Origin of the sequence: Streptomyces sp. SYP-A7185, assembly GCF_046103685.1 — a bacterium.
Classification (GTDB): domain Bacteria; phylum Actinomycetota; class Actinomycetes; order Streptomycetales; family Streptomycetaceae; genus Streptomyces.
The window spans coordinates 2,641,920-2,662,535 of the sequence record NZ_CP122310.1 but is presented as its reverse complement, the minus strand read 5'-3'; the positions used below and the strand labels follow the sequence as shown (position 1 = coordinate 2,662,535).

General features: G+C 73.3%; 19 protein-coding genes and 1 riboswitch. Of the genes, 11 read left to right on the top strand and 8 right to left on the bottom strand.

Annotation, left to right across the window (positions count from 1 at the left end):
- Positions 1 to 42: 42 nt before the first annotated feature.
- The 6 genes from cobN to QBL25_RS11660 form a co-directional block, all read right to left on the bottom strand.
- Positions 43 to 3,717 carry a cobaltochelatase subunit CobN gene (gene cobN, locus QBL25_RS11685; RefSeq protein WP_409056959.1) on the bottom strand — a complete coding sequence of 1,225 codons (3,675 nt, stop codon included), beginning with the start codon at positions 3,715 to 3,717 and terminating at the stop codon, positions 43 to 45.
- Positions 3,714 to 5,246 carry a cobyric acid synthase gene (locus QBL25_RS11680; RefSeq protein ID WP_409056958.1) on the bottom strand — a complete coding sequence of 511 codons (1,533 nt, stop codon included), beginning with the start codon at positions 5,244 to 5,246 and terminating at the stop codon, positions 3,714 to 3,716. Before QBL25_RS11680 ends, cobN begins: the two co-directional genes overlap by 4 nt.
- Complete coding sequence (locus tag QBL25_RS11675) at positions 5,243 to 6,184, bottom strand: cobalamin biosynthesis protein (protein WP_409056957.1); 942 nt, start codon at positions 6,182 to 6,184, stop codon at positions 5,243 to 5,245. The genes QBL25_RS11680 and QBL25_RS11675 overlap by 4 nt, the downstream gene beginning before the upstream one ends.
- Before the next feature lie 106 nt (positions 6,185 to 6,290).
- Positions 6,291 to 6,434, bottom strand: a riboswitch (cobalamin riboswitch).
- Positions 6,435 to 6,540: 106 nt separating this feature from the next.
- The gene (locus QBL25_RS11670) at positions 6,541 to 6,777 is read right to left on the bottom strand and encodes a hypothetical protein (RefSeq protein WP_409056956.1); all 237 of its coding nucleotides are present in this window, start codon (positions 6,775 to 6,777) and stop codon (positions 6,541 to 6,543) included.
- A gap of 12 nt (positions 6,778 to 6,789) precedes the next feature.
- On the bottom strand, positions 6,790 to 8,058 hold the full coding sequence (locus QBL25_RS11665) for an anion permease (protein WP_409056955.1): 1,269 nt from the start codon (positions 8,056 to 8,058) through the stop codon (positions 6,790 to 6,792).
- A 200-nt stretch (positions 8,059 to 8,258) separates the two neighbouring features.
- A complete protein-coding gene (locus QBL25_RS11660) occupies positions 8,259 to 8,999 on the bottom strand; it encodes a lysozyme (RefSeq protein WP_409056954.1) in 741 nt (246 codons plus the stop codon).
- Positions 9,000 to 9,118: 119 nt separating this feature from the next.
- Between QBL25_RS11660 and QBL25_RS11655 the strand changes: the two genes are divergently transcribed.
- From QBL25_RS11655 to QBL25_RS11645, 3 genes are all read left to right on the top strand, one after another.
- Positions 9,119 to 9,796, top strand: a complete 678-nt coding sequence (locus tag QBL25_RS11655; protein WP_409056953.1) for a class II aldolase/adducin family protein — start codon at positions 9,119 to 9,121, stop codon at positions 9,794 to 9,796.
- 136 nt (positions 9,797 to 9,932) lie between these two features.
- Positions 9,933 to 11,069 carry an alpha/beta hydrolase family protein gene (locus QBL25_RS11650; RefSeq protein WP_409056952.1) on the top strand — a complete coding sequence of 379 codons (1,137 nt, stop codon included), beginning with the start codon at positions 9,933 to 9,935 and terminating at the stop codon, positions 11,067 to 11,069.
- Between the two features lie 88 nt (positions 11,070 to 11,157).
- Complete coding sequence (locus tag QBL25_RS11645; protein WP_409056951.1) at positions 11,158 to 12,708, top strand: hypothetical protein; 1,551 nt, start codon at positions 11,158 to 11,160, stop codon at positions 12,706 to 12,708.
- 61 nt (positions 12,709 to 12,769) lie between these two features.
- Here QBL25_RS11645 and QBL25_RS11640 read toward each other — a convergent pair whose 3' ends face one another.
- On the bottom strand, positions 12,770 to 13,660 hold the full coding sequence (locus QBL25_RS11640) for a neutral zinc metallopeptidase (protein ID WP_409056950.1): 891 nt from the start codon (positions 13,658 to 13,660) through the stop codon (positions 12,770 to 12,772).
- Positions 13,661 to 13,928: 268 nt separating this feature from the next.
- Here QBL25_RS11640 and QBL25_RS11635 point away from each other — a divergent pair, with 268 nt between their 5' ends.
- The 4 genes from QBL25_RS11635 to QBL25_RS11620 all read left to right on the top strand — a co-directional run bounded on the left by QBL25_RS11635 (position 13,929) and on the right by QBL25_RS11620 (position 17,976).
- The gene (locus tag QBL25_RS11635; RefSeq protein ID WP_409056949.1) at positions 13,929 to 14,714 is read left to right on the top strand and encodes a PQQ-binding-like beta-propeller repeat protein; all 786 of its coding nucleotides are present in this window, start codon (positions 13,929 to 13,931) and stop codon (positions 14,712 to 14,714) included.
- Between the two features lie 92 nt (positions 14,715 to 14,806).
- Positions 14,807 to 16,405: an ABC-F family ATP-binding cassette domain-containing protein gene (locus QBL25_RS11630; RefSeq protein WP_409056948.1), complete on the top strand. Its 1,599-nt coding sequence runs from the start codon at positions 14,807 to 14,809 to the stop codon at positions 16,403 to 16,405.
- A gap of 368 nt (positions 16,406 to 16,773) precedes the next feature.
- Positions 16,774 to 16,995, top strand: a complete 222-nt coding sequence (locus tag QBL25_RS11625) for a helix-turn-helix domain-containing protein (RefSeq protein ID WP_055550175.1) — start codon at positions 16,774 to 16,776, stop codon at positions 16,993 to 16,995.
- A gap of 168 nt (positions 16,996 to 17,163) precedes the next feature.
- Positions 17,164 to 17,976, top strand: a complete 813-nt coding sequence (locus QBL25_RS11620; RefSeq protein WP_409056947.1) for an enoyl-CoA hydratase/isomerase family protein — start codon at positions 17,164 to 17,166, stop codon at positions 17,974 to 17,976.
- A gap of 5 nt (positions 17,977 to 17,981) precedes the next feature.
- Here the strand turns inward: QBL25_RS11620 and QBL25_RS11615 are convergent, their stop codons facing one another.
- A complete protein-coding gene (locus tag QBL25_RS11615) occupies positions 17,982 to 18,719 on the bottom strand; it encodes a nucleopolyhedrovirus P10 family protein (protein WP_409056946.1) in 738 nt (245 codons plus the stop codon).
- A 112-nt stretch (positions 18,720 to 18,831) separates the two neighbouring features.
- On the opposite strand from QBL25_RS11615, the gene QBL25_RS11610 reads away from it, so the two are divergent.
- From QBL25_RS11610 to QBL25_RS11595, 4 genes are read left to right on the top strand one after another with little or no spacing between them, the layout of a single operon-like run.
- Positions 18,832 to 19,329 carry an Asp23/Gls24 family envelope stress response protein gene (locus QBL25_RS11610; RefSeq protein WP_409056945.1) on the top strand — a complete coding sequence of 166 codons (498 nt, stop codon included), beginning with the start codon at positions 18,832 to 18,834 and terminating at the stop codon, positions 19,327 to 19,329.
- Positions 19,330 to 19,389: 60 nt separating this feature from the next.
- Positions 19,390 to 19,578 (top strand): hypothetical protein, encoded by a 189-nt coding sequence (locus QBL25_RS11605; RefSeq protein ID WP_249590721.1) that lies wholly within the window; start codon positions 19,390 to 19,392, stop codon positions 19,576 to 19,578.
- Positions 19,579 to 19,581: 3 nt separating this feature from the next.
- Positions 19,582 to 19,926 carry a hypothetical protein gene (locus QBL25_RS11600; protein ID WP_409056944.1) on the top strand — a complete coding sequence of 115 codons (345 nt, stop codon included), beginning with the start codon at positions 19,582 to 19,584 and terminating at the stop codon, positions 19,924 to 19,926.
- Positions 19,923 to 20,615 carry a DUF6286 domain-containing protein gene (locus tag QBL25_RS11595; protein WP_409056943.1) on the top strand — a complete coding sequence of 231 codons (693 nt, stop codon included), beginning with the start codon at positions 19,923 to 19,925 and terminating at the stop codon, positions 20,613 to 20,615. The genes QBL25_RS11600 and QBL25_RS11595 overlap by 4 nt, the downstream gene beginning before the upstream one ends.
- Position 20,616: the final 1 nt, after the last annotated feature.

The window sequence follows — 20,616 nt, the reverse complement described above, 5'->3', positions numbered from 1 at the left end:
CCTCCATTGCGTGATCCGGGACAGGGCGGGAAACGGCGGGCCTCACCCGTCCCCCTCCAGCTCGCCCTCCAGCTCCAGGTAGGTGGCCCGGAGCCGCTCCAGCGTCGCCGCGTCCGGCTCGGCCCACAGACCGCGCTCGGCCGCCTCCAGGAGCCGCTCGGAGATCCCGCGCAGCGCCCAGGGGTTGGACTTCTGCATGAACTCCCGGTTCTCGGGGTCGAAGACGTACTCCGCGGAGAGCTTCTCGTACATCCAGTCGTCGACCACGCCCGCGGTCGCGTCGTACCCGAAGAGGTAGTCGACCGTGGCGGCCATCTCGAAGGCCCCCTTGTAGCCGTGGCGCCGCATCGCCGCCATCCAGCGCGGGTTGACCACGCGGGCCCGGAAGACGCGGTGGGTCTCCTCGCCCAGGGTGCGCGTCTTGACCTGGTCGGGCGTGGCGGAGTCGCCCACGTACGCCTCGGGGGACTCACCCGTCAGGTGCCGCACCATGGCGACCATGCCGCCGTGGTACTGGAAGTAGTCGTCGGCGTCCACCAGGTCGTGTTCCCGGGTGTCGACGTTCTTCGCGGCCACGGCGATCCGCCGGAACGCGGTCTCCATGTCGCCGCGCGCGGCCTTGCCGTCGAGGCCGCGGCCGTAGGCGTAGCCGCCCCACACCGCGTACACCTCGGCGAGGTCGGCGTCGCTGCGCCAGTTCCGCGCGTCGATCAGCGGGAGCAGGCCCGCGCCGTAGGCCCCGGGCTTGGAGCCGAAGATCCGCGATGTGGCCCGGCGCCGGTCGCCGTGCTCGGCGGTGTCCTCGTCGGAGTGCGCCCGCACGTAGTTGGTCTCCGGGGCCTCGTCCAGTTCCGCCACGGCCCGCACGGCGTCGTCGATCAAACCGATGACGTGCGGGAACGCGTCACGGAAGAAGCCGGAGATGCGGACCGTCACATCGATGCGCGGCCGTCCCAGCTCCTTTGCCGGCACGATCTCGAACCCGGTCACGCGCCGCGACGCGTCGTCCCACACGGGACGGCAGCCGAGCAGCGCCAGGATCTCCGCGATGTCGTCGCCCTGCGTCCGCATGGCCGACGTGCCCCACACGGTCAGGCCGACCGACTTCGGGTAGTCACCGGTGTCCGCCAGGTAGCGGGCGATCAGCGAGTCGGCGAGCGACTGGCCGACCTCCCAGGACAGGCGCGAGGGGATCGCCTTGGGGTCGACGGAGTAGAAGTTGCGGCCGGTCGGCAGCACGTTCACCAGGCCGCGCGTGGGCGATCCGGACGGACCGGCCGGGACGTATCCGCCGTCGAGCGCCCGCAGGATGTGCCCGATCTCGTCGGTCGTCCGCGCGAGCCGGGGCACGACCTCCTCGCACGCGAAGCCCAGCACCGCGACCGCGGGCGGCAGTTCCACGCCGACCACGTCCCGCACCAGCTCCCGCACGGCCGCCAGCTCCCAGCCGCGCTCCTCCATGCCCTCGGCCAGGCGTCGGCACAGCTGCTCCAGGAGGTCCAGGGCGTCCGCGCCGCTCCGCGCGGGCCCGTCGACCAGCGAGGTCAGGCCGTCGGCGACCTTCACCGCGGCGCCCGGCTCGGCGAGCAGCTCCTTCTCGCTGAGCCCGAAGTGATCGGCGAGGCAGGCCCGCAGACCCGGCAGGGCGTTCGCCTGGCCGCCCCACACCTGCGAGGCCCGCAGCACGGCCAGGACCAGGTTGACGCGGGCCTCGCCCTCGGGGCCGCCGCCCAGGACGTGCAGGCCGTCGCGGATCTGCACGTCCTTGATCTCGCACAGATAGCCGTCGATGTGCATGACGAACTCGTCGAACTCGCCGTCGTCGGGCTGCTCGTCGACGTGCAGGTCGTGGTGGAGCTCGGCGGCCTTCACCAGCGTCCAGATCTGCGCCCGCACGGCCGGGGCCTTCGTCGGGTCCAGGTCGCTGACGAGCGCGTACTCGTCCAGGAGCTGCTCCAGCTTCGCCAGATCGCCGTACGTGTCGGCGCGCGCCATCGGCGGCACCAGGTGGTCCACCACGGTCGCGTGCCCGCGCCGCTTGGCCTGGGTGCCCTCGCCGGGGTCGTTCACGATGAACGGGTAGATCAGCGGCAGCTCGCCGAGGACGGCGTCCGGGGCGCAGCTCCCGCTCAGGCCGAGGCCCTTGCCGGGCAGCCACTCCATCGTGCCGTGCTTGCCCATGTGGACGATCGCGTCGGCGCCGAAGGACAGTTCGAGCCAGCGGTAGGCCGCCATGTAGTGGTGCGAGGGCGGCATGTCGGGGTCGTGGTAGATCGCGATCGGGTTCTCGCCGAAGCCGCGCGGCGGCTGGATCATCACGACGACGTTCCCGAACTGGAGGGAGGCGAGCACGATGTCGTCGCCGTCCACGTACAGGTTGCCGGGCGGCTCGCCCCACGCCTCCAGCATCCCGTCGCGCAGCTCCGGGGCCAGCTTCTCGAACCACGCCCGGTAGTCCGCGAGCGGCACGCGCGCGGGCGCGGCGGCCAGCTGCTCCTCGGTGAGCCACTCGACGTCGTGGCCACCGGCGTTGATGAGCCGGTGGATCAGCTCGTCGCCGTTGTCGGGGTGGCCCTCGACGGCGTACCCGGCATCGCGCAGGGAGTCGAGCACCCGCACCGCGGAGGCGGGGGTGTCCAGGCCGACCGCGTTGCCGACGCGCGAGTGCTTGGTCGGGTACGCGGTGAAGACCAGGGCGAGCTTCTTCTCGGCGTTCGGCTTGTGCTTCAACCGGGCGTGGCGCAGGGCGATCCCGGCCACGCGGCCGGCGCGCTCGGGGTCGGCGACGTACACGGGTACGTCGTCGGGACCCTGCTCCTTGAAGGAGAACGGCACGGTGATGATCCGGCCGTCGAACTCGGGGATCGCCACCTGCATGGCCGCGTCCATGGGGGACAGCGCGGCGTCCGACGCCTCCCACGTGGCACGCGAGGAGGTCAGGCACAGCCCTTGCAGGACGGGGATGTCGAGGTCGGCGAGCGCGCCGATGTCCCAGGCCTCCTCGTCGCCGCCCGCGCTCGCGCCCGACGCGTGCGTGCCGCCCGCCGCCAGGACGGTGGCCACCAGGGCGTCCGCGCGGCCCAGGAGCTCGTACAGGCCCGCGTCCGCCCCGCGCAGCGAACCGCAGTACACGGCCAGGGCGTTGGCGCCCCGCGCCTCGATCGCGTCGCACAGCGTGTCGACGAAGCCGGTGTTCCCCGAGAGGTGGTGCGCCCGGTAGAAGAGCACGCCGACCGTCGGCCGCCCCTCGACGTACGCGCGCGTGCCGTGCACCCCGTACTCGGGCATCGTCCGCGGCTCGGCGCTCCGCCGCTCGTGCGCCTCGCCGGAGCGGGCGCGCCCCGCCGCGAGGACGTCCTCCTGGAGGAAGCGCACCAGCTCCCGCAGGTTCTCCGCGCCGCCCTCGACGAGATACCGCAGGGCTTCCGCCACCGACCCCGCGTGCACGGTCGACTCGGCCATCAGCTCGGCGTCCGGCACGGCCTCGCCGCCCAGCAGCACCGTCGGGATCCCGGCGGCCTTCAGCGCCGCGAGCCCGTCCTCCCACGCCCGCTTGCCGCCGAGCAGGCGTACGACGGCGACGTCCGCGCCCTCGATCAGCGCGGGCAGCTCGGCCTGGACGTCGACCCGGGTCGGGTTGCCGATGCGGTAGGGGGCGCCGGAGGCACGGGCGGCAAGGAGGTCCGTGTCGGCGGTGGACAGAAGCAGGACGGTCATGAGGGTGCCCCCGGTGCGATGAAGGGGAGGCCGGCGGGTGCGCCGGTCTCGATCAGGCCGAGCAGCGCGTCCGTGTCCGCGTGCTCTTCGATCAGGTCGCCGAGCAGGTCGAGCTGCTCCTCGCGCAGTGCGCCGAAGCTGGTGTCGGGCGCGGGCACGAAGCGGCGCCCGGCGGCGCGGGCCACCTCGGTGAGGAAGCGCCGCCGGAACGCGTCGGACTCCAGCGCGCCGTGCCAGTGCGTGCCCCACACCTCGCCCACGCGGCAGCCGTCCAGGCTGTATCCCTTGTCATCGGAGATGAACGCCTCCCCGCCCAGGACTTCGGCGACGCCGTGGTGGATCTCGTACCCCTCGACGGGTGCGCCGAGGGCCTCGCCGACCGGTCGGGCGAGGGTCTTCTCCCGTTCGAACCGCACGCGCACGGGCAGCAGCCCGAGCCCGTCCACGGCCCCCGCCCGCGACTCGACGTCGTCCTCGATGTGCTCGCCGAGCAGCTGGAACCCGCCGCAGATCCCGAGGACGGGACGCCCCTCGGCGGCGCGTCGCGCGATCGCGTCCGCCAGGCCGCGCTCGCGCAGCCACTCCAGGGCGCGGACCGTGCCGCGCGTCCCCGGCACGATCACGAGATCGGCGTCGACGAGTTCCTCGGCCCGGTCCATGAACCGCACGACGACACCGGGTTCGGCGGCCAGGGCGTCCACGTCGGTGAAGTTCGACATCAGCGGTACGGCGCAGACGGCGACCCGCAGCACGTCGGCGCCGACCGGGGGAGCGACGACGGACTCCCGCACGGCGCCCCGCAGGGAGACGCGCAGGCCGTCCTCCTCGTCGATGCCGAGGCCGTGCCGGAACGGCAGCACGCCGAACGTGCGCCGCCCGGTGAGCTCGTGGAGCATGTCGAGCCCCGGTTCGAGCAGCGAGACGTCGCCCCGGAACTTGTTGACGAGGTACCCGGCGACCAGGCCCTGGTCCTCGGCGCTCAGCAGGGCGGTGGTCCCGAAGAAGGAGGCGAAGACGCCTCCGCGGTCGATGTCTCCCACCACGACCACGGGGAAGCGGGCGGCCCGCGCGATCCCCATGTTCACGATGTCGGTGCGGCGCAGGTTGATCTCGGCGGGGCTGCCCGCGCCTTCGCAGATCACGGCGTCATAGCTGCCCCGAAGTTCCTCCAGGCATCCCACGACGGTGGACAGCAGCGCTTCCTGCCGCCCGCCGTGGTAGCCGCGGGCGCTCATCTCTCCCACGGGCTTGCCCATGAGGACGACCTGGCTGCTGCGGTCGCTGCCCGGCTTGAGCAGCACGGGGTTCATCAGCGCGCTCGGCTCGACCCGGGCGGCCTGCGCCTGCATGGCCTGGGCCCGCCCGATCTCGGCGCCCTCGCGCGTGACGAAGGAGTTGAGGGACATGTTCTGTGCCTTGAAGGGCGCGACGGAGACCCCCTTGCGGGCCAGCCACCGGCAGATGCCGGCGGTGACGACGCTCTTCCCGGCGTCGGACGTCGTCCCGGCGACGAGCAGTCCACCGCTCATGAGGTCCTGCCTTTCCGTAGTGTGCTCACGGCCGCCGCGACGCCGAGGGCCAGCAGCCCCACCCGCCGCGACAGCTTCACGGCCCGCTCGATGTCGGCGACCTCGACGCCCCGGCCTTCCCCGTTCAGGACGGGCCGGTGCTCGACGCGCCCCGCGTACGAGAGCGTCCCCCCGAGCCGTACGCCCAACGCCCCCGCGAAGGCGGCCTCGACGGGCCCGGCGTTGGGGCTCGGATGCCGGTCGGCGTCGTCCCGCCAGGCGCGGACGGCATCCCGCGGGCGGTCCCCGGCGGCGACCGCGAGGACGGCGGTGAGTCGCGCTCCGGGCCAGCCCATGACGTCGTCGAGCCGCGCGGAAGCCCAGCCGTAGCGGCGGTACTTCACGGACTTGTGCCCGACCATGGCGTCGAGCGTGTTCACGGCCCGGAAGGCGACGAGCCCGGGCACACCGCCCAGGGCGCCCCACACCAGCGCGCCGACCACGGCGTCGGAGGTGTTCTCGGCGACGGACTCGACCACGGCCCGCGCGATGCCGTCGCGGTCCAGCGCCTGCGGGTCGCGCCCGCACAGATGCGGCAGCCGCTCGCGGGCCACCTCGATGTCCCCGGCGGCGAGCGCACCGCCGACGGCCCGCGCCTCCCGCCCCAGGGAGGTCCCGCCGACCACGGCCCAGGTGGTGGCGGCGGTCAGCGCGAGGGAGGCGGCACGTGAGTCACGTACGAGAGAGGAGACGGCGGCCGCGGCGGCGGCCGCGCCCCCGGCGCACACCACGGCGTGCAGGGCGCCCCACCCGCGGTGGTCGCGCCACAGCACACGCTCGACGGCAGCGGCGGCCCGCCCGAACGTGGCGACCGGATGCCCGCGGCGAGGGTCGCCGAGGAACAGATCACCGAGGAGGCCGGCGGCGGCGCCGTACGCGAAGTCGCGATCGGCACGCATGGCTTCAGCCGGTCGCTGTGCCGCGACGTGAGCTGACGCTCGGGAACGGGTCCGGCAACGGGCGGCCGCGCATGGCGATATGTCCTCACTCAGGGTGTCCGCGCCCTGGTTCGACGTGATCGGCGGCGAGAGTTCCTGGCTCCCGAGGAGTCAGCTCCTCGATGACAGTGGCGGGACCGCGCCGGATTCACACCGGCTTCCTCTCCTGCTGCCGTAATGGCTCCGGCAGTCCACCACGCCCACGAACGCCCGTCAACTTGCCGTTGACCTGGGACGGGAGAGTGTGCGGAGGCCCACAGAGAAAGGTGGGGTGCGGGCCGCCGAAGCGTCCCGCACCCCACCCGAAGTTCCGGTCGTCAGGCGACGATCAGGTAGATCCCGTAGGCAACGGCTGCCGCGCACAGGGCGAAGCAGGCGTACGCGCCGGTGCGTGCCGCCGCCGCGGAGCCGCCCCCGGAGGTGGTGGCGCCGGACGTGGCCGCCTCGTGCTTGGAGAGGCCGATGATGCCGAGGGTGAAGAGGCCCACCAGGGCCACCGTCACCGCGAGGCTGACTCCGAAGACGGAGCCGAGGGCTGCCCAGTCGATGTCCATGCTGACTTTTCCTTACACCGTCGCGGGCCGGGCGGGGTCCGCCACGGTGCTGTTCGGGGCCGGGATGGTGGCCTTGACGAGGTTGACGTCCATGTTCGTCACGGCCGAACCGGTGGGCGGCGGTGTGACGGCGGCGATCGCGGTGGTCACGACACCGGCGGGCTCGGCGTCGGGGCCGTTCTCGTCGTGCGTGACGTTCGTGTGGTCGACGGCGTTGCGCCGGGAGAGGACCCAGATCACGGCCGAGCCGGTCACCAGGAGCGCGGCGGTCGCCGCGACGCCCCAGGGGCCCTGCTTGGTGAGGAACTCCGCGCCCGCGCCGACCAGACCGGCGGCCGGGAGGGTGAGGCCCCAGGCGACGAACATGCGGGTCGCCGTGGACCAGCGGACCACGCCGCCCTTGCGGCCGAGGCCCGCGCCCATCACGGCGCCCGAGCAGACCTGGGTGGTGGAGAGCGAGAAGCCGATGTGCGAGGAGGCGAGGATCGCGGTCGCGGCGCTGGTCTGGGCGGCGAAGCCCTGCTGCGGCGCGAGGTCCGTCAGGCCCTTGCCCATCGTGCGGATGATGCGCCAGCCACCGAGGTACGTGCCGAGCGCGATGGCGACACCGGCCGAGACGATGACCCACATCGGGGGGTTGGCACCCGGGTTGAGGACGCCGCCGGTGATCAGGGCGAGCGTGATGATGCCCATCGTCTTCTGCGCGTCGTTCGTGCCGTGCGCCAGCGAGACGAGGCCCGCGGAGGCGATCTGACCGGTGCGGTAGCCCTTGGCGGTCGCCTTGGTGTCGGTGTTGCGCCCGATGCGGTACGTCAGGCGCGTGGCCAGCGTCGCGGCGATGCCGGCGACGAGGGGCGCGGCGATCGCGGGGATCAGGATCTTGGTGACGACGGTGCCGCCGTCGATCGACGACCAGCCCATCGACATGACCGCGGCACCGATGAGGCCGCCGAACAGCGCGTGGGAGGAACTGGAGGGCAGGCCCACCAGCCAGGTCAGCAGGTTCCAGAGGATCGCGCCGACCAGGGCGGCGAAGATCACCTCTGTCTTCAGACCGTCCTCGTTGACGATGCCGCCGGAGATCGTCTTGGCGACTTCGACGGAGAGGAAGGCTCCGACGAGGTTGAGCACGGCGGACATGGCCACCGCCGTCTTGGGCTTGAGAGCGCCGGTCGAGATGGTGGTCGCCATCGCGTTGGCCGTGTCGTGGAAACCGTTCGTGAAATCGAACACGAGAGCGGTAACGATCACGATCCCGAGGAGAAGCGTGATGTGTTCCATTTACCCAGGCTTCTGTTGGACGTCAGTGGCAAGTGGAACGTAGGCAACCTGAGTGAACGGAAAGTGAACTGGGTCGGGCCGTGTGGTGACCCAATGCGGAGGGCCCTCGCTCCGGTTGCTCCGGGGCGCCGGCGGGGACGGTCCGCGGCGGCGGCAGGAGGCCCGGATTCCGGGCCTCCCGGGGGTCGGCGGCTGCCCGCCTACCCCCGGGCGAACCTCTTCAATCCGTCCAGGGATCCGTTGAAGAGATTCTGATCACCCGGCAGCCCGCCGCGGTCGGCGTACTGCCACAGGGTCAGGTACGGCCAGCCCCGGGGGAGCGCCCCCGGCGTCGACGACCAGCGCGCGAGCCACAGCGCGTGATCCGCCCCGAAGGCCCGGCTGCCGCCCGTGCACGCGTTCCACCACTTGGTGGTCGTGTAGATCACGGGCCGCCGCCCCGTCCGGCTCCTCACCTCGCCGCTGAAGGACTTGATCCAGCGGACGAGGGTGGCCGGACGCAGGCCGTAGCACGCGTGCGAGCTGTACGGATCGTGCTCGATGTCGAGGGCCGGCGGCAGCGTGTGGCCGTCCGCCCGCCAGTGTCCGCCGTGACGCACGAAGTACGCGGCCTGCTTCTTGCCCGACGACTTGTCCGGCCGGGCGAAGTGGTAGGCGCCGTGGAGGATCCCCGCGGCGCGGGACCCGGCGTACTGCCGCTCGAAGTAGGGGTTGCGGTAGGTGTCGGACTCGGTCGCCTTCACGTAGACGAAGCGCGCGCCCTTGCTCTTCGCCTTGCGCCAGTCGACGTTCTTCTGGTGCGAGGAGACGTCGTGCCCCCGCGGCTCGCCCGCGGCCGAAACCGGAATCTCGCCGAGGGCGGCCCCGCCCAGGGCCAGGAGCGCCGTGAGGGCCGCGGCGGCAAGGGCGCGGCGACGGAGCGGCGTACGGTCACGAGCCACATGTCCCCCGGATGGCGATGTGTCGGACAAATCACCGCAGAGGCTACGGGAGGACCGCCCCGGGCGGGCCGACCACCGGCCCCGCCGTGTCGGCCCCGCACGCCTGGCAGGATCACGGCATGACGGAGCGGCGGGACGAAGGCGGCGAAGGCCGGCAGGGCGCGGTGGAGCGGGCGTGGAGCGAGCTGGTGGCGGCCGCCCGCAGAACGGTGACGGACGGCCTGGTGGTCGGCACGTCGGGCAACGTCTCGGTGCGCGTCGGCGACACGATCCTGGTCACCCCCAGCGGCGTCCCGTACGACCGGCTGGGACCCCGGGACGCGGTCGGGGTCGACACCGACGGCCACCGCCTCTTCGGGGACCTCGCCCCCACCAGCGAACTGCCCATGCACCTGGCGGTCTACCGCACCACGCGCGCCGCGGCCGTCGTCCACACCCACGCGGTGCACGCCACCGCCGTCTCCACCCTGGTCCCCGAGCTCCCGCCCGTCCACTACATGGCGGCCGCGCTCGGCGGCCCGGTCCGCGTGGCCCGCTACGCCCCCTACGGCTCCGACGAGTTGGCCGAGAACATGCTCCGGGCCCTCAGGGACCGCACGGGCTGCCTGCTCCAGAACCACGGAACCATCACCTACGGGGACACCTTGGACCAGGCCTACGACCGCACAGCGCAGCTGGAGTGGATGGCGCGCCTGTGGCTGACGGCCAGCTCCGTCCCCGGCCACGCCCCCACCCTCCTGACCGCGGGCCAGCTGAGGGAAGCGGAGGACAGACTGCGGGGCTACGGCCAACGGTGACGCCCCGCGGGCCCCGGGCGGAGGGCGCGCCGGACCACTGATTCACGGCACCGCCCGGGGGTACGCGGTCGAGGTGACATCACCCCGCAGGTCCCGTCCACTGGCCGTACCCACCGGCCCGCCCGACACTGGGCAGGTGCGCCCAGCCAAAGCGACGGCAACGGCCGTCACCGCCGTCACCACCGCCCTCCTGGGCGGCGCAGCCGCCGTCGCCGCGGGCCGGCTCGCCAGCAACGCGGCCCTGAAGGCACCGCCCGGCCGCCCGCTGCCCACCGAGCCACGCCTCACGGTTCACTCCACGGCCGCCGGACAGATCACCCTGACCCGCGCCCTCGCCAGCCTGCGGCCCGGCACGTACGGCCTCAGCGGCAACGGCAGTCACGCGGTGATCGGCCCGGTCCTGGACGCCGCGCCGCACGAGGCGGACACCGTCGTACGCCGCCTGGAGCGCGTCACGCACGGCTCCCTGGAACCCGGTGCGAAGGTCTGGCTCACCCCGCAGGTCCACATCGGCGACCCGCACGCCGCCCTGGACCTCGACCACGCGGACGTCGACATCCCCGGCGAACTCGGCGGCCTGCCCGCCTGGTTCGTGCCGGGCGTCCGCGACACCTGGGTGATCACCGTGCACGGCCTGGGCACCACCCGCGAGCACCCCATGGTCGTCATGGACTTCCTGCACCACCAGCAGTTCCCGGTGCTCGACCTCGCCTACCGGGGCGACCTCGGCGCACCCCGCTCTCCGGACGGCCTGGGCCACCTCGGCGAGACGGAGTGGCGCGACCTGGACGCGGCCATCCGCTACGCCGTGCGCAACGGAGCGGAGAACGTCATCCTGCACGGCTGGTCCACCGGCGGCGCCATGGCCCTGCACGCCGCCGCCCACTCCGCCCTGCGCGACCGGATCAGCGGAATCGTCCTGGACTCCCCGGTGCTCGACTGGGAGGCCACCCTGCGCGCCCTCGCCTCGGCCCGCCGTACGCCGAGCGCCCTGCTGCCGCTGGCGGTACGGGCCGCCCAGGGTCGCACGGGACTGCGCGGCGACCGCATCCTGGAGGCCGCGGACCCCGCAGTGCTCAAGGTCCCCACGCTCCTCTTCCACGGCCCCGACGACGTCATCGCCCCGTGGGCGCTTTCCCGTCAACTGGCCGAGCGGCGCCCGGAACTGGTCACTCTGCACACCGTTCCGGATGCACCGCACGGCGCCATGTGGAACGCGGACCCGGCGGGCTACGAGGAGGCGCTGCGACGCTTCCTCACGCCCCTCATGTAGCGCGCGAAAGCCCCCTTACGTAGCGCTCCGGAGCTCTGCGCAGACATTCCGTTTGGGTTTTCGGACGGTCAACAGGAAGACTGCTCCCGTGACGTCCCGTATCCCGCGCGACTCAAGGCTCCGACTCGTCCGCGCTCAGTCCCCCAGGGCCGAGAGGCGAGCGGGGGTGGAGCGCGGCACAGCGCGACCCCTGACCGCCCCCGGCGCAGTGACACAGCAGCGTGCGCGCCGTCCCGCGCCCCGCCCGCCCGAGGGCACGCCCGCCCCCGGCGAGCTGGCCGGAATGGCCCGCAAAGGCCTCGCCGACGCCGTACGGGTCGCGCGCTGGGCGGACGCCTCGCTGCGCCAGGGCCAGGGCCGCCCCAAGGTCGCGAAGGCAGCCCCGCCCGCCGGAGGCTCCGCCGGGTCCCACGGCCCGGACGGCTCCCGCGGCCCGGACGGCACCGGCGGCACCGACGGCCCGGACGGCTCGGCGGGATCCAAAGGCACCCTCTCCGCCGCCACCGCCGAACGGGCCGCCGCGGAGCTCTCGCTGACCGCGGATCAGGTCCGCGCCGACTGGGACACCGCACGCCTCGCCGGCCTCATCGAGGTGCACGGCGACACCGCGCGCCCCGGCTGGCGGCTGCGCGCCTGGGACCGCGACGACGCCGCCGTGCTGCGCGGCTGGGTCGCCCTCTTCGACGCCTGGTCGCTCACGCACGCGGCTTCGCGCGAACTGGCGCCCGCCGTCGTGGCCGAGACCGTCGAGGCCATGCCGCAGCTGCTCACCCTGCTCCAGCTCTCCGCGGGCCCGGTCCCCGTGTCGCAGCTCCTGGACCTCCTCGACCAGCGCGTGACGGAACTGCGCACGGAACGCTGCGAGATCCCCTACGGCCCGCAGCCCGAACCCGAACCGGCCGACCCGGCGGACACCCCCTCCCTGGCCACCCTCCTGGACTGGGCGCTGCGCGGCCTCGCCGCCGTCGGCGCCCTGACGTACGCCGACGAGCAGGCCACCCTCACGCCCCTCGGCTCCTGGGCGGTCTGGGTCAAGCTGGAGCAGATCTGCGTGGCCGCCCAGAGCCCGGCCGGCAACATCGAGCAGTCCGCCGAGGACATGCTCCGCGGCTGTGCGCGGCTGCGCCCGAACGCGGCCCGCTCCGAGTACCGCGCCTGGCTCGCCGCCCGCCCCGTCGGCAGCGCCGTCACCGAGCTCCTGGACGCCGCCCGCGGCGAGGACGCCCTCCTGCGCGGCCTGGCCTTCGAGGCCCTGCGGGTGGTCGGCGCCCCGGCCGAGGCGGAGGTGCGGGCCGTCGTGGACGAGACCTCCCTGCGGCCCTACGCCCTGATCTGGCTGGCCGAGCAGGAGGGCGCCGACCCCGAGGACGTCCACCTGGTCCTGACGCGGGAGGAGTCGACGTGGCTGTGGGTCGACACCGCCGCGGCCGTCGCCGACCACGGGGAGATCCACCTGCTCGTACGGCATCTGGAGTCCGCGGTGCAGCCCACGGTGCCCGCGCTCCTGGACGAGGTGCGCCGCATCGGGCACCCCCGCACGGTCCAGGTCCTGGTCGCCCTCGCCGCGGCCCACCCCGACCCGGCGCTGGCCAAGGCCGTGCGCCGCGCGGCCTTCCAAGTGCACACCGGGGGCGTCTGACCCGGCGGCTCAGCGGCTCACAGCGGTTCAGCCGCTCGCAGCGGCCCGGCGGCTCAGCGCCTCACCGGAAGGTGTTGCACTGCGCCATGTCGCCGGTGCGGTAGCCCTGGTAGAACCACTGCTGCCGCTGCTCGGCCGAGCCGTGCGTCCAGGACTCCGGGGTGACCCGGCCCTGGAACTTCTCCTGGATGCGGTCGTCGCCCACGGCGGCCGCCGCGTCCAGGCCCTCGCGGATGTCCGCCTCGGTGAGGCTGGTGATCAGCGGCTTGCCCGTCTTGTCGTCGGGGGTGCGGGTCGCGTGCCGCGCCCAGACGCCCGCGTAGCAGTCGGCCTGGAGCTCGACCTTCACGGCGTTGCTGTTCTGCCCCGTGCGCCCGTCCTGGGAGCGCTGGAGCGTACCCATCAGGTTCTGCACGTGGTGCCCGTATTCGTGCGCCACGACGTACGCCTGCGCGAAGGGGCCGCCGCTGGAGCCGAACTTGGTCCGCAGCTCCTCGAAGAACCCCAGGTCCAGATAGACCTTCCGGTCACCGGGGCAGTAGAACGGGCCGACCGCCGACGTCGCCGCCCCGCACGCCGTGCCCACCCGGCCGGTGAACAGGACGGTCGATGCGGGGGAGTAGCTCCCCTGCCTGCGCCCGAACTCCGCACGCCAGTAGTCCTGCACGCTGTTGACCACCGCCACGATGCGGCAGTCCTCCTTGGTGTTCGCGTCCTGGCCCGTACGGCAGGTCTGCTGGACCTGGGCCAGGGACGAGGAGGTGGCCGCGGGCTCGTCGTTGCCCGAGGAGAGGCCGAGCTGGTCCGGGCCGACCCCGAAGAACAGCCCCAGGAGCAGCGCGATCAGGCCCGCGACGCCGCCGCCGACCGTCGCCTTGCCGCCGGGGATCCGGCTGCCCCGCACGTCCTGTACCTCGGACGTGTCCAGATCGGCGTCGTCGTCGAACTGCATGGGCGCACCACCCTCTGCCTCGCGTCCGGGACGGCGGCACGCCGCCCGGTGCCGAGATGCCGGCGCCTTCATCCTGGTACGCCCCACTCCGGGAGGCGCCGGACGGGGGTCCGAACGGGGGACCCCCGCCGGTCGGCGCGCCGTGTCGCGCCCGCCGCCCGGGGCCGCGCGATGCCGCCGCCGCTACGCTCTGCGCCTGTTCGACGGGCTTTTCCGTGGGCTTTTCCGCGAGCAGAGGTACCGGCAGATTGCCGCAGAGGGGGGCGTCGTGTCCGTTGTGCCGTTCGAGGTGACCGCCGCGGAGCCCGTGCGGCCGGTGCGCGCCCGCCGCGGCTCCCGGCTCGCCCTCCCCGTGGCCCTCGGCCTGCTCGCCCTGCCGCTCATCACCGCGGCCCACCACTCCCGGCCCGCCCCCTACGGAGACCACCTCACCGTCCACGCGCGCGTGGCCGACGGCGCCGCGGACCCCGCGCTGCGCACCCGGGGCGGCGCGGTCCAGGCGTACGACCCGGCCACCGGCCACGCCCGCTGGACCCACCGCCGGGAGGGAGCCCGCCCGCTCGCGCTGCTCCCCGCCCCCGGGCACGCCGTAGCCCTCTGGAGCGACGGCATGGTCACCGACACCGCGCGCGCCGACGGCAGCGCCGTGCGCTGGCACCGCGCCATCCCCGGCGGCGCCCCGTGGCTGCGCTCGCCCGCCGCCCGCGGCGGCGCCGGGGTCCTGCGGCCCCTCGACCCCCGGGGCCGCATGCTCGCCGTCGTCACCCCGCGGCGCATCGCCGCCTACCGCAGCGCCGACGGCGACCTGCGCTGGGTGCTGCCGGCCCGTGACGGCTGCGCCTTCGACCCCGCCCGCGCCGTACGCCGCGGCGGCGCCCTGATGCTGGCTCAGCCCTGCGGCGGCGCCGCGACGCCGTGGACCGCGCAGCTGATCGCCGTGGACGACCTCGGGCGGATCGTGCCGCGCCGCACGCCCCTGGGAAACGAGCTGCCGGGCGGTGCCCCCGGGGACGTGCGGACCCGGGCAGAAAAAGAGCTTGCATCACCCCGTTAGAATTGGCTCCATGGCCATTCTCCTCGTGCATTAGACGGCGTGATCGCCTTCAGTCCTTCCGCCGTCCATCCCCCCTGCCCAGGAGTCTGTCCGTGATCACCGCTTCCGGCATCGAGCTGCGCGCCGGCGCCCGCATCCTCATCGAGAACGCCACCTTCCGTATCGCCAAGGGCGACCGCATCGGTCTGGTGGGCCGCAACGGAGCGGGCAAGACCACGCTCACCAAGTGCCTCGCCGGTGAGGGCGTCCCGGCCGGCGGCACCATCAGCCGCTCCGGCGAGGTCGGCTACCTCCCGCAGGACCCCCGCACCGGCGACCTGGACGTGCTCGCCCGCGACCGCATCCTCTCCGCCCGCGGCCTCGACACCCTCATCCGCAAGATGCGCGAGAACGAACAGCGCATCGCCAACGGCTCGGGCGCCACCCGCGACAAGGCGATGAAGCAGTACGAGCGCCAGGAGACGGAGTTCCTCACCAAGGGCGGGTACGCCGCCGAGGCCGAGGCCGCCACCATCGCCGCCGCGCTCAGCCTCCCCGACCGCGTGCTCGGCCAGCCCCTCCACACGCTCTCCGGCGGTCAGCGCCGCCGTGTCGAGCTGGCCCGCATCCTCTTCTCGGACGCCGACACCCTGCTCCTCGACGAGCCGACGAACCACCTCGACGCCGACTCCATCGTCTGGCTGCGGGACTACCTCAAGTCCTACCGCGGCGGCTTCATCGTGATCTCCCACGACGTCGACCTGGTCGAGACGGTCGTGAACAAGGTCTTCTACCTGGACGCCAACCGCGCCCAGATCGACGTCTACAACATGGGCTGGCGGCTCTACCAGCAGCAGCGCGAGTCGGACGAGAAGCGCCGCAAGCGCGAGCGCCAGAACGCCGAGAAGAAGGCCGCGACGCTCCACTCGCAGGCCGACAAGATGCGCGCCAAGGCCACCAAGACCGTGGCCGCGCAGAACATGGCCAAGCGCGCCGACAAGCTCCTCGCGGGCCTGGAGGAGGTGCGCCAGAGCGACAAGGTCGCCAAGCTGCGCTTCCCCGACCCCTCGCCCTGCGGCAAGACCCCGCTGATGGCCGAGGGCCTGTCGAAGTCGTACGGCTCCCTGGAGATCTTCACGGACGTCGACCTCGCCATCGACAAGGGCTCGCGCGTCGTCATCCTCGGCCTCAACGGCGCCGGCAAGACCACGCTCCTGCGGCTCCTGGGCGGCGCCGAGAAGCCCGACACCGGGCAGGTCATCGAGGGCCACGGCCTCAAGCTCGGCTACTACGCGCAGGAGCACGAGACCCTGGACCCCGAGCGCACGGTCCTGGAGAACATGCGCTCGGCCGCCCCCGACCTCGACCTCGTCGCGGTGCGCAAGACGCTCGGTTCGTTCCTCTTCTCCGGCGACGACGTCGACAAGCCGGCGGGCGTCCTGTCCGGCGGCGAGAAGACCCGTCTCGCCCTGGCCACCCTCGTGGTGTCCTCCGCCAACGTCCTGCTCCTGGACGAGCCCACGAACAACCTCGACCCGGCCAGCCGCGAGGAGATCCTCGGCGCGCTGCGCACGTACAAGGGCGCGGTCGTCCTCGTCACGCACGACGAGGGCGCCGTGGAGGCGCTCCAGCCGGAGCGGATCATCCTGCTGCCCGACGGCGTCGAGGACCTGTGGGGCCAGGACTACGCGGACCTGGTCGCGCTCGCCTGATCCGGGCGGTGCGCGGGCGTCCACATTGGTTGATCGAATAACTGATCCACTGCGTATGGATCATTCGGCCGATCCGTGATCCTTCATCTGTGTGAGCTCTCCTCGTACCGAAGTGTGGGATACACGGATTTCGGCGCGGGTAGGGGAAGAGCATTCGGCTCTCGCCGGTCACCGCGCTGACCTGGCCATATGGCGCGCAATCCGGCCGACGGCGGAGAATTCGACGAGCGGAATCGTTCATTCCACTCGTGGTGTCGCCTTCTCCTGCGGGAAACCTCGTCGCACGGACCTTGCCGAATGGGTGGCCAGGAAGCCCGAGAGGGGTGATCATGAGAAGTCCAGAGCGCACTTCCCATGAGGAGGCACGGGTGGCCGAGACTCTGAAGAAGGGCAGCCGGGTAACCGGCGCCGCGCGCGACAAGCTCGCGGCAGACCTGAAGAAGAAGTACGACGGCGGTGCGAGCATCCGGGCGTTGGCCGAGGAGACCGGCCGTTCGTACGGCTTTGTGCACCGCATGCTCAGTGAGTCCGGAGTCACGCTGCGGGGACGCGGCGGGGCGACGCGAGGCAAGAAGGCCGCAGCCGGCTGACGGCTGCGGGCGGTTCACCGGCTTCGACGGTGGCCATCCGGTCGATCGTGACCCGGGTCCCTTAACGGGGCCTGGGGGAAATCGCTGTCGACCGGGTGGTTACTGTGCAGTCACTTACCGGCGCGTACGCGCGTCCGGACCGACCGCACACCACCATCGGAGGCTCCCATGGTTTCGCCCGGCAGTGAACTCGGCGGATCCGCACCGGTACTCGACAAGGACGGCGTACGCCTGACTGTCGACGAAGCCGTCGCCACGGTGACGCTGGCCAACCCGGCCAAGCGCAACGCCCAATCTCCCGCGCTGTGGAGGGCGTTGGCCGAGGCAGGCAGGATGTTGCCGGGCAGTGTCCGTGTCGTCGTGCTCCGCGGTGAGGGCAAGTCCTTCTCCGCGGGCCTCGACCGGCAGGCGTTCACGCCCGAGGGCTTCGACGGTGAGCCGTCCTTCATCGATCTGGCGCGCGGTGACGACGACGTCCTCGACGCCACGATCGCCGAATACCAGGAGGCGTTCACCTGGTGGCGGCGCAGCGACATCGTGTCGATCGCCGCCGTGCAGGGGCATGCCATCGGCGCGGGCTTCCAGCTCGCCCTCGCCTGCGACCTGCGGATCGCCGCCGACGACGTGCAGTTCGCCATGCGCGAGACCAGCCTGGGCCTGGTGCCCGACCTCACCGGCACGCACCCCCTCGTGGGTCTTGTCGGCTACGCCCGCGCGCTGGAGATCTGCGCCACCGGGCGGTTCGTCCACGCCGCCGAGGCCGAGCGCGTGGGCCTGGCCAACCTCGTCGTGCCCGCCGACCAGCTCGACGCGTCCGTGAGCGACCTCGCCGCGGCCCTCCTGACCGCGCCGCGCGACGCCGTCATCGAGACCAAGGCCCTCCTCCAGGGCGTCCCGGGCCGCACGTACGAGGAGCAGCGCACCGCCGAGCGCGCGGCCCAGGGCCGCCGTCTGCGGGACCTGGCGGGCCTCGGCGACTGACGCCGTCACTCCACCCCGGTGACCAGGACGGACACCGACGGGTGGTCCGCCAGCGCCGCCCCCACCGCCGTACGGACCGCGAGCGCCACGTCCAGGGCGCGGAGTTCGCGGTCCGCGGCCAGCTCCACGCGCGCGTGGCGGCGCGGCAAGGAGGCGTCCGCAGGCCGCGACTCCTCCAGATGGACCGCGCGGCCGAAGCCGCCCAGGGCCCCGGTCAGCCGCCGCACGCCCGGCACGTCCAGGGCGGCGCTCGCCACCCGGGCCTCGTCCCCGCTGCCGGGGGCCGCCCGCACCCCGTCCCGCGCCGCCTCGTCCGTGTCCGCCGCTACGCCGACGGGGGCCTGCCCCGCCTCCAGGAGCGTCGTCACGCTGAGGTCCACCTCCGCGACCACCAGGCCCAGTCGCTCCCCGGCTGCCGCGAAGAGCGCCGCCCGCAGCCGGGCCGCCGCCGCGGGCAGCGGTTCGGCCGGCCCGGCCGCGAACTCCGCCGTGATCCGCAGCGGCCCCGGCGGCAGCGCGCTCGGCGGCGCCGGCACGGCGGGCACGTACTCCTTCGAGGGATCGGCGAGCGCCACCCGCAGCCCGCCGAGACGCACGCCGCTCAGCTGTTCCACCGCTTGGCGCAGTACCCCGTCCGCGCACGCCTCGGTCAGCCAGGCGCCGTCACCGGGCCCGCCGAGCGGGAGAACACGCCCCAGGCCCAGTTGCCGCCGTACCGCATCGGTCCATCCGTCACCCGTCATCGCCCCAGCCTGCCGCATCCCTGGCGCGCGAGGACGGAACCGCACTTAGTGTGGGCAAAGAGAAGATCCGAGCAGATCCGAGCGGATCCCCTTCCGAAAGGGACGGACGGCGATGACCGACACCGGACAGCGGAACCCGTCGCAGGAGACCTTCACCAAGGGGTCCCCGGACGAGACGGCGGGCAGCAGCGGCACGACCAAGAGGGGCGGCGGCGACCCCGGCACCCGGGGGCGCACCACCATCGCGGACGGCGTGGTCGAGAAGATCGCCGGACTCGCGGCCCGCGACGTCGACGGCGTGCACGCCATGGGCGGCGGCCTCGCGCGGACCTTCGGGGCCGTGCGCGACCGGGTGCCCGGCGGCTCCGGCACCAAATCCGTGTCCCGCGGCGTGAAGGCCGAGGTCGGCGAGGTGCAGACCGCCCTCGACCTGGAGATCGTCGTCGAGTACGGGGTGTCCATCGCGGACGTCACGCGCGACGTGCGGGAGAACGTCATCGGCGCCGTCGAGCGCATGACCGGACTCGAGGTCGTCGAGGTGAACATCGCGGTGAGCGACGTGAAGCTCCCGGACGAGGAAGACGATGAGCCACAAGGCCGCCTCCAGTGACACCCGCACGACCGACCCGTACGGACCCGACGTCAGCCGCGTCTTGCTAAGGAGCGCACGATGAGCATGGCCGTGATCGGCATGGTGGCCGGAATGGCGCTCGGCTTCGCCGGATACTTCGGCGGATTCGGGGCGTTCTTGCTGGTGGCGGCGTTGGGCGCCATAGGGTTCGTCGCGGGCCGGTTCCTTGAGGGGGACCTGGAGCTCGGCGACTTCTTCCGTACGCGTGGCGACGACCGGCGGCGGTGAGCCGTGGCGGCACAGGTCGGGCCCGCCGAGCGCGGCGCGACCCGGATCGCCGACCGGGTCGTCGCGAAGATCGCAGCCCAGGCGGCACGCGAGGCGCTGACGGACGTGCCCGCGGACTGCTCCGCGCCGCACGCCACGGTCACCGTGCGCCACGACGTCGCCCGCGTCCGGGTCAGCGTGGAACTCGACTACCCCTCGGACATCGGCGCTCAGTGCGGCGCGGTGCGTCGCCGGGTCGCCGAGCGGGTAAAGGCGTTGGCGGGGATGGAAGTGCCCGAGGTCGCCGTCCAGGTCGAACGGCTGCACTCGGCGCACGTGCGGGCCGCGGCGCAGGGGAGGGCGAGATGAGCGAGGCTCAGGGGCCGCAGGGCGCGGGCGGGAGCGGCGGCACACAGCCGGTCCCCGTCGTCGAACGCGCCGAGAGCGAACTCGACCAGTCGGCGTCCGCGGCGTCCTACGACCCGCCGCCCACGCTGGCCGACGAGCACGAGACCAAGGCGACCCGCTTCTGGTCGCCGCGGCGCGTGCCCGCCGCCGTCCTCGCCCTCCTGATCCTCGGCGGCGCGGGCCTTGTGCTCTACGACATCGCGGCCGTGCGGGCCGGGCACTCCGCCATGGGCTGGCGGCGCGACCTCGCCCGTGAACTCTCCGCGCGGCCCCTGGACGACACGGCGGTCCTCGTCGGCGCCGCAGTGGCCGCGGCCGCCGGCCTCTGGCTGATCGTGCTCGCCGCGACACCCGGCCTGCGCGCGGTCCTCGCCATGCGGCGCGAGGACGCCGACGTCCGGGCGGGGCTGCACCGCGCCGCCGCCGCGATGGTGCTGCGGGACCGGGCGATGGACGTGTCCGGCGTGCAGTCGGTGCGGGTCCGCATGACGCGCTCGAAGGTGGACGTCCGCGCGGTCTCGCACTTCCGGGAACTCGACGACGTACGAAGCGACTTGGACGCCACGCTGGCCGACGGCATCCGGGACCTGGGCCTCGCCCGGAGCCCCGGACTCACCGTCCGGGTGGCCCGGCCCGGCAGGAAGGGCTGAG